This window comes from Paenibacillus gyeongsangnamensis, from assembly GCF_027533625.1.
Lineage (GTDB): Bacteria > Bacillota > Bacilli > Paenibacillales > NBRC-103111 > Paenibacillus_G > Paenibacillus_G gyeongsangnamensis.
Genome location: NZ_JAQAGZ010000016.1, coordinates 53,779 through 66,443, shown reverse-complemented (window position 1 = coordinate 66,443; position 12,665 = coordinate 53,779). Strand labels below are relative to the sequence as shown.

The following is a 12,665-nucleotide window of genomic DNA, read 5'->3' as shown; positions in this document are numbered from 1 at the left end:
TGACTTAAGGAACAGGGGTTAACTGTGATATCATTTGGGTCTCACTACTAAGAACTCCTTGGGCTCCAAGGATATTGCCCATTGCATCTGTAGAGAATACATTTATTACTACGTTCGTAGTGGCTGAGACACTATATTGAACTTCAAACCCGATAGCTCCAGCTACATTATATGACTTAATCTCAGTAATAAGTGGAGATATCGAAAAAAGCTCATGTACAATTGGCGATAATGTACCTCCAAGATTAATAAATATTTCAAGTTCAACTATACCTGTGGCGCTAAGATCATCATTACTTATCAAAACATGGATCATCGTAGCAGGATTTGGCACATTATTCTGCAAGGGGCCGGTTGAACTTGCCATTTTGTTCACCATCTTTCTACTAAATTTTTTCCTTACTCTCACTTATATGTAATCATCAATGAATATGCTTGTATGAAATAACTAGCACTACTGGATATGTACTAAAACCCCCATTTTTAAAAAAATAGGCTATGTTAAACTCAGCTGTTGATTTTATGACCTCACGAATTCGCCTCTTCAGCGGACACGGAGACCTCACCTGTGGGTTCGGTTTATCGAACTCATGATTGAAGGCTTTTCGCTTCGCAAATGTGCAGAACTGATGTACGATGATGTCTCGTTTGTAACTTTGTTTTTCTGGCGGCATAAGATTCTCTCGGCATTGAAGCAAATTCCAATCGAAGCGTTCCAAGGTATCGTTGAAATGGACGAGACATACTTCCTACACTCGGAGAAGAGCAGGCGGAGCATCGTCGAACGGAAGCACGCAGGAGAATGAAGATTATTAACCAAGATTTATCACTAAGAATTCTTAAAACAAAATCGCTGAGAATAGCAAATAAAAAGAAATATCAAAACATTCGGTGTAGTATGCTAGTCAAAACGTGCACAATTCATGGAATGGATGTGACCCTACATGCAGTATGCAGAAATAATTGATTTATACAAGACGGATCTCAAGCGTTATTCACTCGAACAATTACGGCATATATCCGAGAAAGGGGTTTGGTCTATCGCCCAGATGTATGATCATATGATCCTGACTGCGCTTGACTATCTAGACCAAGTGCAACGATGTGCGTCCGCAAGTGAAGAACAGCATGAGAGCAAGACAGAGGCTGGTGAAGATGTGTTCAATAATCATTCATTCCCGCCTATAAAAATCAAATTGCCGGACGGTCCAGCGAACAACCCAAGCAATGCGGGAACAATCGATGACCTCATGCGAGGACTTGATTTTGTGCTCGAGAGAATGTCTCAATGGGAGGGGAAAGTTAGAACGATAAACCCAAATTACAAAGTCAGACATGATGGTTTTGGGTGGCTCAACGCAAAGGAGTGGTTCGAAATGGTCGGTATGCATTTTCGCCATCATCTGCGTCAGAAAGCTGAACTGAATCAAAGGATTGGATATTAAATTTGAGCAGTAACCTCTTGAAAATTACTCAGGCTCACGGATTGATCGATCCAGGAAAAGTTGCAAGCCAAAAATCGGGATCGCGTTTCCAATTTACCATTCGCGTGGATGACGTGGACGCAGTTTGTAGTGAATTGAAAGAAAGAGGCGTCGCGCTACTTAACGGTCCAATCAACCGACCTTGGGGAGTACGCAGATTACTTTTACTGATCCAGGAGGACATGTCTGGGAGATTGCTCAGCAGCTATAATAGTTATGTAGACACCTACCTCCGATCTGTACTGCCTTGATTCGTAGTCGGTGTTGCACTCTCGGGGGATTAGCTTAAAAAAACTTTAAATATTTTCACTACTTCTTGTCAGAAGAAAAGCGCCCTTCGATCAAAAATCGAAAGGCGCTTTACGTTTTTATTTAAAATATAATGATAAATGTTCCGCCGCTTTTTTAATACCTTCCCTTTCCTTCTCGGCCGTACCCCAAAACCGGTGATCCTCCAATTCGATGCTGATTGCCCCTTGATAACCTAATCGATCTAACCTTACGGCCACTTTATTCCATTCCACCTGCCCATGACCCGGTATCGTATATCTCCAAGAGCCCTCGGAAAAACCATATTTAGCGCCGAAGGTTGCCGGGAGCACGCCGCATTCATACAGCTCATCATGCAGGATTTCCGTATCCTTACCATGAACGTGGTTAATTCTGTCGCCGAATTCCGAAAGCGCTCTGGCGTAATCAATACCAAGTCTGACAAGGTGAGACGGATCATAATTCAGTCCGAAATGCTTGGATGGAATAGCTTCGAACATGGCGCGCCACATCTCCGGCGTACAACCGATGGTCGGATATTGGGGCGCAGGACCAGGCCAGCCCTCGATCGCAATATATACGCCGGTTTGCTCCGCATGCTTTACTAAATCGGGAAACGTATCCTTCCAGATCGCAAAGCTTTCTTTCCGGGGCTGATTCTTATCTTCAGGCACTAAACACATGAACAATACTCTTGCTCCAAGGCTTGACATGTCATCCATTTGCTTTTTCACGGCATCCAGCGCATCGGATCTCCGCTGTTCGCTGCTGCTGAGCAATCCGCCCGTTTGCTGCGCATCGACGGACCCGATTTCAAGTCCGGCTTTCTCGCAAATTTGTTTGACCTCGGGCGTTAACCGTGGGACATCGAGAACGTCCAAGCCTGACCCGGCGGCCCAAACAGCTACGCTTTCTATTCCTTCACTGCCCATCTTGGGCGGAATTCGCATGCCTATTCTCATATCGCTCCTCCTGTTACATCCAACTCATACGGCTTATAGGCTCCGGCCTGATAAATCATTTCCGTCAGCTTAACGACCTTCAGCGCAAAGCTTCCCGGAACCAGGATTTCATGCCTGCCCAGCACGGCATCGATAAAGCTCTTATCCTGATTGGTGGTTTGCTTGGGCAATTCGGGAATTTCGGGTTCTTGTCCCTTTCGGCGTATCGCAATACGGCCATCCGTGTAAAAAATGCCGCCTTCCTCACCGCAGAACACATAGGTTTCATGCCAGCATGGCGAAAAACCGACGATATTCAGTCCGGCAACCGGCCCCTCCTCGAAACGAATGGACGTGAAGGAATCGATTTCGACCGGTGTGCCTTGGTTGTGCAGATAGCTCTTTACCTCCGCCGGCGTAAGTCCGGTTGTCCACAGCAGCACGTCCACGATATGGCTGCCGGAGTCCATCAGCATTCCGCCACCCGAAAGCTGCGGAACCTGGCGCCACAAACCGGTGGTACCCTGCTTCCATTCTTGATAAAGGGAGGCCGTAACAGAAGTCAATCGGCCGATCTTTCCTTCTGCTATTGCTTGGCGAATGAACACGAATTCCGGTTGAAAATGACGCTGGTAAGATACCTGAAGCACTTTACCGGTAAGTTCTGCGGTCTCAATCAGCTCATATGCTTCCTGTGATGAGCAGGTCATCGGTTTCTCGATCAATACATGACATCCGTGGTTTAAGGCATCGGTAGCTTGTCCGAAATGAAGGGTATGAGGGGAACAGATCACAACGGCGTCCAAAGACGCCTGATTCAGCATATCTTTGTAATCCTGGAACTGCAGGATATCGTCCAGCTTGAATTTGGCTATGAACTTCTCCCGGTTACTGGCGCTGGTATCCGCTATGGCGGTAATTTCAACCTCATCGGCCAGTTCGAGCAGCTGCCTAGCATGCAGATGGGAGATGCCCCCGGTCCCGATGATCCCTACTTTTAATTTACCCATTTGCTTATCTCCTTCAAATTAGAATAGCCTTCGGATTGTGCATCCTTTATATTCTATTTGCTTGCGGAAATAGAAATGCATTTTATTTAAGCGCGGATTAGATTGTTATGACGTGTTAATTTTTTGCTTTTTCCGTTGTAATCCGTTGATTTGCTGCATCCTCTGCTTCCCGCAGCGCTGTATTGATATCCGTGCCTTGTAGCACTTTATCGAACGCCTTCCCTATTTCCGATTCCGCATAGGAGTCATAAATAGTAGGCTGGGGATTTTTGGCGGGCTTCGTTAGGAATACGGCGGGAATATTTTTACCTTTCAAGACCGGGTTATCCGCGCCGAACGAATCCCTGATCTTTTGATCCTTAAGGGCCGGCAGACGAATCCCTCTTTTTGTTAATGCCGTTTGTACCTCATCGCCTGTTAAGAATTGAATGACTTTAAACGCTTCTTCTTTATGCGGGGTTGTCGAGGTGATCGATAAATCATGAGAGAGGCTTCTTAAGCCGTACCCCTGGGCTTCCGGAAAGCTCGGCATCGAGACGATATCCCAGTCAAATGACATGCTGCCGTCCTTCGTCCTTTTCTCAATGTCTCCGAATACGTCAACATAATAGGTAAACATCGCTAAGCTCTGGTCGAAAAATCTTCCTAACGTGCTGGACCCGATTTTTTTGTCCACTAGCACATCCGTGATCGCTTTTGCCGTCTGAAACGCTTTCTTCCATCCGTCGTTTGCCAGAACGGCCTTTTGTGAAGCCGGATCGACCAACGGTAAAGACAAAGCGGTAGCGAACTTTCTTACTCCGTTCACATCGATTCCATTATAATTCGTGCCGTCCACCGTTTTCGATACTTGTTTGGCAAGCCCGATCGTTTCTTCCCATGTCATATTGTCTTTCGGAAAAGGCACTCCGAATTTATTGAAAATTTCTTTGTTATATACCAAGACGGAGGAATTCACGGAGAAGGGAATCGCAAGCAGCTCGCCTTTATTGCTAAACGCTTTAATATCCGAGATAGCGGTTGGGTCAAAGCGGGAAAGATCCATATTGCTCTTTTTCACGAAATCGTTCAGATCATACACAACATTTTTTGTGATTACATTGAAAAGGAAATTGCTTGCCGTAAAAATGATATCCGGTACATTATTTGCAGCAATGAGATTGTCCATATTCGTATCTTTGCCGTTATCTCGGACCAGCTCCAACGTAATATTCGGGTATTTCTTCTTGACCGGGTCCACGAAATAATCCTGGAACTCGGCGTCGCTAAGAGCCGCAACGGTTTGGTACACTTTAAGCGTTACCGGTTTCAAATCATCGGAATTTCCCGGAGCTGATGTCTGCTTCGCACAGCTAATGAGTAACGACGAGAAAGCAAGGGTACTTAATGAGGCAAGAACGGTTACTTTCTTAATCAACAACACCAACTCCTTCAGATAAATACAATCAGAAAATTAGGTAAGCGCTTACAATCCTGTCGTTAAATGTCTGCTTTTATCATTCGGATGCTTTGTGTACGGACCTCAACCGGTTATTTACAATCCCCTGACCCTCCCTTAAGACAACCAAGTTTGAAACGAGCATACCATAAAATGGCTTTTTTTGAAATCCAATTAAATGACAAGCTCAATATAATTTCGCGACATACGTTTCTTCTCAAACCGGTCTCCCCCCGTTTAATTCCTTCTTTGAATCGAGTGAACTTAAGTGGATTTATTTTACATAAGGTTACTTCATCGCTTGGATTGGAACCCCGAAATAAAGAATGAAGATTACTAATAACCCAATCGAAATACCCCATGCAAGTAAAGGACGAAGATAATGCACCCACAGCATGAAATAAAAAATAAGATTCAATACAAGGGACCACCACAGACTCCAGCCATTATAATGCGATATCCCTTTAATGGTGATTAAACTAGCGAACTCGATGATTGAATTGAGCGATACCCATGCTAATACATAAAACAGTCGTTTTACTTTCCCTTTAGGAAAATTTCCGAGATACATTAAAACGATGGCAGGGAAATTAACAAAATCAATCCCGAGTGTAATCAACGTGTGATTTGAATAAATATACTTGTCAAATGATACAGGATTAAACTTCCAAAGCGGATAATTATAAGTAAGAAAATTATAAAGCAGATCGACGACGATTAAATACAAGATCGTAGAATAATACTTCCTCCAATTTCTCCAATCCCCCCACCTCCAAGCAGCCAATACAAAAACTAGGTGTAAGATTACGTGCATTTGAACACCTCTGCAAATGGTTATAATTTTATATTTTTGCCATAAATTGCATTTAATAACCTGGTAACCAGGATAAACGGCTACGCCGTCCTTGTCTCACAAGGACCAGCGCGTTTATCAAGGTTGATGCGAAGCTATAAGTTACGACAACTTATAAATTCCTATCAACTAAAATCAAAAGGAGCTGCCGCGGCAGCTCCTTCCGTATGTATTTCGCGTTTTTGTTTTTTAATAGGCAGTGTCTATGATGTTTATTGGTTATTCATCTTAGACGAGCCGTTTCTAATGGCATTATATTTTAAATAAATGTGTCGAGTAGAAAGGAATTCTTCCTATGATTCAGACCGTTTTCTCTACCTTGTTTCAAGTCGTTGTACCACTATCCATCCCTGTCATTGTGGGTGCTCTCCTAAAGCGGTACCGGAATCTGGATACGAAGGCTTTAACGATGCTCTACTTATATTTTTTGAGTCCGGCTATCATTTTGGAAACCTTAACCACTGCAGAAATTTCATATGACGACGTGTATATGACGATTGCCTTCTGTCTGTTAAATCTGCTCCTATTGTGGATAGCAGCCCAAGCATCTGGGAAAATACTCAAACTGCCTTCCCCGGAGACGGCTGGTCTCACTCTGATATCGTGCTTAACGAACAGCGTTAATTATGGACTGCCGCTTGTTTTGCTTGCTTTCGGCAAACTTGGCTTGGATAAAGCATCGGTATATGTCGTTATCCAAATGATCATCGTGAATACGATAGGAGTGTACTTTGCGGCCCGTTCACAGTTTTCCGTGAAAAATGCCCTGAAATCCGTATTCTCGCTTCCCGCTATCTATACGGCAATACTGGCTGTTCTGCTTCGAACTTTTAACCTTCATTTGCCTGTTGGCGTTCAAACGGGAGTCGCAATGGTTGCAGGTGCATACTCTCCTGTCGTATTAACGATTCTAGGCGCACAGATGGTAGGTGTGAACAATGCGGAGTTGGAACAAAAGGTTCAGACTGGTTTTTGGATGGGGGTCACAATCCGTTTGTTAGTATCGCCGTTAATCGCATGTTTCGGTTTATATTTATTAAATATCAAGGGGATCCTCTATTCGGTTCTCTTTATACTGTCTTCGATGCCTGTCGCGGTGAATGCGGTAGTTTTGGCGGAAAGATTCGACGCTTCGCCAAAACTGGTTTCCAAATGCATCTTATGGACAACACTGGCTTCGTTCATCATACTGCCTGTGCTTATTGCTGTAGTAAAATAAAGGATGCCGGACTAATGATAATAACCTATTTGACCGCCTTCTTCGCTTCTTCATCTGCAATGGCCTGATTCGCCGTATCTTCCGCTTCTCTTAGGGCAGTATTGATATCCTTCCCGGAAATCGCCATATCCTTGGCCGCCTTCGAGAGCTTCGCCTTTACAATGTCCTTATCATATTCGGACGGAATATGAAGCTGACGCGGCTTGGCTTTAAACAGCCCTTCGATATTTTTCCCTTTCAAGCTTTCGAGCTCCGCTCCGAATTGCTTCTCCAGCTCCGGATTGTTCAATGCGCTAACCCGGCCCATCCTCGTAATCAAGGTTTGCACATCGTTTGAGAGCATATGTTTCATGACTTGGAACGCCTGTTCTTTGTGCGTGCTTGTTTTGGACACCATCATGAGATGGATATCCACTTCCCTTCCTGTACCCAGTTGTTCCTTAAAATTGGGATTGCTGACGAAGTCCCAATTCATGGGCTGACCCTTCTTATTCAAATCCTCTGCCGGACCGATAATATTGTCGATCCACTCTGACATCATCGCGACCTTTTGCTGTTTAAAGAATGAATCTCCCCGATATTGGTAAGAGTTTCCGTTCACGAAATTCGGAATCGAATAAATCTGCCGAAGCACCTCCATGACCCGCTTCCAGGCATCATTATTCACGCTGGCTTTCTTGGTATTCGGATCTACCAGCTGCAGAGACAACCCTCCGCCGACCCGGTCGGGATTATCGACATCCAAGCCGATATATTGAATGCCGTCCGCTTGCCTGGTTAATTTTCGCGCGAGATCGATAGCCTCATCCCATGTTATGAGATCTTTAGGGTAAGGCACGCCGAATTTATCGAATATATCTTTATTATATGCAAGAGCCGCCATATTCACGGAGAAGGGTAGCGCCAGCAGTTCGCCTTTGCCCGAATATAATTTCAAGGAGTCCAAAACAACGGGCTTGATTTGACTTAAGTCGAAATTGTCCTTCTTCACCATTGCATTCAAATCCTCAATGACATCCAGGTTCATTAATTTATTGATGGAAGTATTGCTGGTCAATATAATGTCGGGAAAGTTCCCGGCCGTCAATAAATCCTGAGGTCCGTTTCCCGTGCCGTCTTTGACGAATTCCAACGTAATATTCGGATATTTCTTCTTTATTTCTTGAACGAAATAGCGGTCAAACTCCCAATCCGCAAAGCCGAGAGCATATTTATATACGCGTATCGTTACCGGCTCATTGGAAACCGATGTTGTATTGCTTTTCGGAGAAGTACCGCTGGAGCTGCAGCCTGCCGTTAGCGTTAAGCTAGCTAAGATAAGACAGATACAAGACATCGAATGCGTTTTTACCATGTCGATTTCACCCCTGCTTATTGATGGTTTCAAATGGATCGTTCATTAGGAAGTCGCCTCCAGCAAAATATAAAGCGCTTACAATTCTGGATAAAAAGAAAACGCCTGCAGCTTTTATTAATCGTCTCGCCTCCTCCCTCTTAAAAAAATCTTTAGTTTGAGAAAAAGATTAGCATATATTTACCATATTTGTAATCCGATAAGATGACAGCGCGATTATAAATTTACGACATTTCAGCTGCCTGAGGTATGTATAAAATTGGAATATTAAGAACATATTATCCTTGCTGAAAGCAATAAATCTTACTTAGGAGGACGATTTCATGCCAAACCAACCATCCGATAATCAAGAGCAAAATTCGGCAACGGAAGCGCAAAACGCAGTTAACCATGCCTTAAGCGAATTGAATGAAGCAACGCATCTCAATGATCGCGGTGCGACTCAATCGGCCCACGAACAACTCTCCAGAGCCCGTCAGCTACAAAATGAAGCGAACAATCAAGACACCTTCTCTTAAGAAAAAATCATGCCCTTCCTTATAGGAGGGCATGTCTCATTATTTCCAAATCGCAGACTGCGCCTGCACCTTCTTGGTTTCTCCAAGAGGATGGAGTTGATATAAATCCTCGATCGTGCGAAGCACATGATAATGATTGATCGGGTCGGGATAAGCGCCCGCCTTGATCATCGGACCCACCATAATGACCGGAATGTGATTTTTGTTGGAATTATCCTCATCCCACGTAATGATGAACAGGCTTCGGTTCTTATCCGCCCATGAAACATAAGCTTCCATATACTTTTTCAACCAGCTATCCGCTTCCTGGATGGTACCGTCGTGCATGTCATTCTGGAGTGTAGGCACAACGATGGATACGGTAGGCAGCTTTGTATAATCGGATGGAAATTCCGTCATCGGTTTGTTCATTTCTTTAGGAACATTCGTGAATTGAGCCCAAGGATTGTGCTTTCGGGCGTATCCGCCTGAGGAGCATCCCGTGAAACCAGCCGACGGCAAACCCTCCGAATATCCGGCGAAAGAGAGATTCGCCTTCATCAGCTCGGTCGCCAAATTATCGGCGGAAAAAGGTCCTTTGCAGGAATCATCCTTCACGTTCTGCGTGGACCCGGAAAATAACGCAAAATAGTTCGGCTGGCTAGGATTTCCGATCCCGTGTGCGTTCGTAAACAAGGCGCCGCGCCCAATCAAAGACTGCAGGAAGGGGGCTTGCGTGTTGCCGACAATCTGATTGTAGGAGTGATTTTCTTCAATCACCACAACGATATGGTCAACCGGAATATGGGGAAATATCAGTTTGTCTCCTTCTGCGGGCACTGCGGCAGGCGGGGTTCCTGTACGGCTTCCTCCAGGATTCTCATCGGGAGAGCTAGTCGTTTGTCCGGTTGAAGGGACTGGCTGCTGCGGTTGTTGCGGTACAGCTTTATTGGTCCCGCAAGCCAACGTCCCAATAGCTAGACCAACCATGATGAAAACGAGCGTAACATTTTTTTTCTTTATCATCGCTCCGGGTCCCTCCTTACAGTTTGAACTATTGACTATTTTACCCAAATCTCTCATTATTAGTGCTCATCTCTTCTCAAGTCAAAGGACCGTTCGGTTGCCCGGACGGTCCTGGATACATCGGTTATTTAACGATTGATTGCTCTGAATTTTCTCGCCTATCCAACCTGTTGTTTTGGAATGGAATGAGCCTGCGCACGTTTTCATCCCTCAACCATACGCCTCCCCAGGTCAAAACGGCAAGATAGACCGGAAATAGAATGTGAGTAAATAGCGGATTATCCATTCGAACGTGTGTAGCAACCACGCCGCCGAAATAACCGGTTAGCAGCAGTGCGCCTAAAAAAGATGTGCGGGGAACCGCATACAGAATAGTAGAAAGCAGACCGAGAATTCCAATCACCACAATATGGTGCTCTGCATATCCGAGCGTCACGGTTCCTTCTACGACGGGGGCAGGTTTAATCAGTTTCATTATACTGTCAAACAACATAAATAAAATGATGATGCCGCTCATAATCCTTGCCGTCCAAAGCCGGCCTTTCGAAATATTAGTCGTCATGGGATGCCCGCCTTTTTAAATTTATTGATGAAACCATATTAACATAAGCAAGGTGGCAGGGTTTCTTCTAGATTGCTCTATTGTTACCAATGTCTATGCTCGCCCATGGACATGACTTCAGCAGGATGATAGAAAACAAAAAAGCCTCATAACCGGGCTCTCTTGTTTGAACGTCTTTTAGTTCCGCGTGTCTTTGTAAAATGCTTATGAAGAACTTACTGAATCGATTGCAGATGCTCGTCAAGGCGATCCCATGTTTCGGAAATTCCTTGCTCCATCCCCATATCCAGCACAGCTTTGAGCGCTTCGGCGGAAGCGTATCGACCCCGATTTATGAGTCTTGTCTTGCCTTCGTATTCTTCAAAAATCATTGTAACCTGAGCTGAAGGCATCCCTTCCTTTTCATTGCCTTCAGCATCCGAGAAGTAATCAACGTAAACGATCTTCTCCGCCTCAATGATTTCTCCGTAAACGGCTTTGCCCCAAGATTCGAATCCGAAGAAATCCCCTTGGTTCTCATCGATGCACTTCATACAATAATGCCAGATGCCGCCAGGACGAAAATCGACGTTGCAAACCGTAAGCGTCCAACCGCGAGGCCCCCACCAGTGCTTCAGATGTTCAGCTTCGGAGAACGCTTTGAATACAAGCTCGCGCGGCGCATGAAATATACGCTCTAGGATAAGTTCCTGACCCTCTACCTTGACATTCATTTTGTTCGACATTGAATATTCCTCCTGAAATTTAATTTTGATTATTTTCTCTTGTACGCAGCTTCTGCAAGTAATTACCCAAAACGTCGAGTCGTTCATCCCAAACGCCGCGATAAGTTTCAAGCCATGCGTCCAGTGCCTGGAACGGCTCCAATCGGAGCTTATAGCTTCGGCGGTTGGCGATGGCCTGAACCTCGACCAGACCGGCCTCCAGCAGGACACGCAGATGCTTCGAGGCTTGAGGCTGACGGAGCTGAAGCTGTTCAGCAATATCCCCTACGGTCAAGGGACCATCGATCAGGAGCTCCACAATGCGGATGCGGCTCGGTTCGGCCAGTGCGCTAAACGTCGTTATATCCATGGTGCCAATGTTCCTTTAATGAGCTGGTGTTTACATAGGGTACGGCTCGGGCTCTACTATCAGCTCCAGTCATATCGGGACCACCTCGTTTCTTAAGATAGTTACCGTACTCGCATTTAAAATATACCGTATAAGGAATATTCCTGTCAATGAATATTGATAAATAAATTTCTCCTGAAACGAAAAACCGCGATCTACTCGGCCGAACGGTTCATAATTAACGGAATAAGACTTTAACTCATTTTATGGCATAAACAAATAGACCGAAGCCTATGGGCTAAGGTCTATTGTTCGTCTCTCTCAATTCCATTATACCACTTTCATGTTCACGACCGTGGGCGCCGTACGTAAGCTGTCACCATCCTCCCAATCCAAGGTTGAATTGCCACTGTACGCCGAACTTGTCCGTCAAATTACCGTAGCATTTGCTCCAAAAGGTTTCTTGCAGCTCCATGCCTACTTTGCCGTCCTCTTTTAGCTTGTTAAAGGCGGATTCCAAGGCTTCCTTACTGTCGATTACAACGGCAAGACTTATATTATTGCCAATCACAAAAGGCATACCGGGGAAAACATCGGAAAACATAACATTGCTGCCAAAAATGTCAAGCCGGGTATGCATAATCAAGTTTTTCGCTTCCTCCGGAAGCGGAAATTCCGGATTAGGAGGCATATCTCCAAAAGTCATCCATTTCGGTTTTTCCGTACCAAAGACCTGTACATAATATTCTACCGCTTCACGACAATTTCCGTTAAAATTCAAATAAACATCTACAGCCATTGGGGTAACTCCTTTATTTAAGATGTTAATTCAATTCTATATCATCTCAATAGGAAACTCTAATTATACTTGCGGCTGATGTCTGCTTCAAGAGGAGACCGAACTGGGCGTCAATGACAAGCAATGCCTGTTTGCACATATAAACCCCATCTTATTTAG

General features: G+C 44.8%; 14 protein-coding genes and 2 pseudogenes. 5 read left to right on the top strand and 11 right to left on the bottom strand.

The annotated features are described in order from the left end of the window. Positions 1-4: 4 nt before the first annotated feature. Positions 5-367 (bottom strand): hypothetical protein, encoded by a 363-nt coding sequence (locus O9H85_RS22935; protein ID WP_269883751.1) that lies wholly within the window; start codon positions 365-367, stop codon positions 5-7. Between the two features lie 151 nt (positions 368-518). Here O9H85_RS22935 and O9H85_RS22930 point away from each other — a divergent pair. From O9H85_RS22930 to O9H85_RS22920, 3 genes and pseudogenes are all read left to right on the top strand, one after another. Beyond that, positions 519-791, top strand: a pseudogene (locus O9H85_RS22930) (IS1595 family transposase); the annotation flags it as partial. A 153-nt stretch (positions 792-944) separates the two neighbouring features. Then, positions 945-1,445, top strand: coding sequence for a DinB family protein (locus O9H85_RS22925; protein WP_269883750.1), 501 nt, complete (start codon positions 945-947; stop codon positions 1,443-1,445). Continuing rightward, positions 1,445-1,695: pseudogene (locus O9H85_RS22920) on the top strand (VOC family protein); the annotation flags it as partial. The gene O9H85_RS22925 and the pseudogene O9H85_RS22920, both read left to right, overlap by 1 nt. A gap of 157 nt (positions 1,696-1,852) precedes the next feature. Here O9H85_RS22920 and O9H85_RS22915 read toward each other — a convergent pair. The 4 genes from O9H85_RS22915 to O9H85_RS37870 all read right to left on the bottom strand — a co-directional run bounded on the left by O9H85_RS22915 (position 1,853) and on the right by O9H85_RS37870 (position 5,957). After that, a complete protein-coding gene (locus O9H85_RS22915; protein WP_269883749.1) occupies positions 1,853-2,716 on the bottom strand; it encodes a sugar phosphate isomerase/epimerase family protein in 864 nt (287 codons plus the stop codon). Then, positions 2,713-3,705, bottom strand: a complete 993-nt coding sequence (locus tag O9H85_RS22910; RefSeq protein WP_269883748.1) for a Gfo/Idh/MocA family protein — start codon at positions 3,703-3,705, stop codon at positions 2,713-2,715. The genes O9H85_RS22915 and O9H85_RS22910 overlap by 4 nt, the downstream gene beginning before the upstream one ends. A 115-nt stretch (positions 3,706-3,820) precedes the next feature. After that, the gene (locus O9H85_RS22905; protein ID WP_269883747.1) at positions 3,821-5,122 is read right to left on the bottom strand and encodes an ABC transporter substrate-binding protein; all 1,302 of its coding nucleotides are present in this window, start codon (positions 5,120-5,122) and stop codon (positions 3,821-3,823) included. Between the two features lie 310 nt (positions 5,123-5,432). After that, positions 5,433-5,957: a CBO0543 family protein gene (locus tag O9H85_RS37870; protein ID WP_409348186.1), complete on the bottom strand. Its 525-nt coding sequence runs from the start codon at positions 5,955-5,957 to the stop codon at positions 5,433-5,435. 334 nt (positions 5,958-6,291) lie between these two features. Between O9H85_RS37870 and O9H85_RS22900 the strand changes: the two genes are divergently transcribed. Continuing rightward, on the top strand, positions 6,292-7,215 hold the full coding sequence (locus tag O9H85_RS22900; RefSeq protein ID WP_269883746.1) for an AEC family transporter: 924 nt from the start codon (positions 6,292-6,294) through the stop codon (positions 7,213-7,215). A gap of 25 nt (positions 7,216-7,240) precedes the next feature. On the opposite strand, the gene O9H85_RS22895 is transcribed toward O9H85_RS22900, so the two are convergent. Next, entirely contained in the window at positions 7,241-8,569 is a 1,329-nt protein-coding gene (locus tag O9H85_RS22895) for an ABC transporter substrate-binding protein (RefSeq protein WP_269883745.1), read from the bottom strand. Between the two features lie 323 nt (positions 8,570-8,892). On the opposite strand from O9H85_RS22895, the gene O9H85_RS22890 reads away from it, so the two are divergent. Then, on the top strand, positions 8,893-9,087 hold the full coding sequence (locus tag O9H85_RS22890) for a hypothetical protein (protein ID WP_269883744.1): 195 nt from the start codon (positions 8,893-8,895) through the stop codon (positions 9,085-9,087). A 39-nt stretch (positions 9,088-9,126) separates the two neighbouring features. On the opposite strand, the gene O9H85_RS22885 is transcribed toward O9H85_RS22890, so the two are convergent. From O9H85_RS22885 to O9H85_RS22865, 5 genes are all read right to left on the bottom strand, one after another. Beyond that, a complete protein-coding gene (locus O9H85_RS22885) occupies positions 9,127-10,092 on the bottom strand; it encodes an alkaline phosphatase family protein (protein ID WP_269883743.1) in 966 nt (321 codons plus the stop codon). 124 nt (positions 10,093-10,216) lie between these two features. Then, positions 10,217-10,654: a DoxX family protein gene (locus O9H85_RS22880; protein WP_269883742.1), complete on the bottom strand. Its 438-nt coding sequence runs from the start codon at positions 10,652-10,654 to the stop codon at positions 10,217-10,219. Positions 10,655-10,869: 215 nt separating this feature from the next. Next, on the bottom strand, positions 10,870-11,379 hold the full coding sequence (locus O9H85_RS22875) for an SRPBCC domain-containing protein (RefSeq protein ID WP_269883741.1): 510 nt from the start codon (positions 11,377-11,379) through the stop codon (positions 10,870-10,872). Between the two features lie 19 nt (positions 11,380-11,398). Next, positions 11,399-11,728: an ArsR/SmtB family transcription factor gene (locus O9H85_RS22870; RefSeq protein ID WP_269883740.1), complete on the bottom strand. Its 330-nt coding sequence runs from the start codon at positions 11,726-11,728 to the stop codon at positions 11,399-11,401. Between the two features lie 355 nt (positions 11,729-12,083). Then, positions 12,084-12,506 (bottom strand): VOC family protein, encoded by a 423-nt coding sequence (locus tag O9H85_RS22865; RefSeq protein ID WP_269883739.1) that lies wholly within the window; start codon positions 12,504-12,506, stop codon positions 12,084-12,086. Between the last annotated feature and the right edge of the window lie 159 nt (positions 12,507-12,665).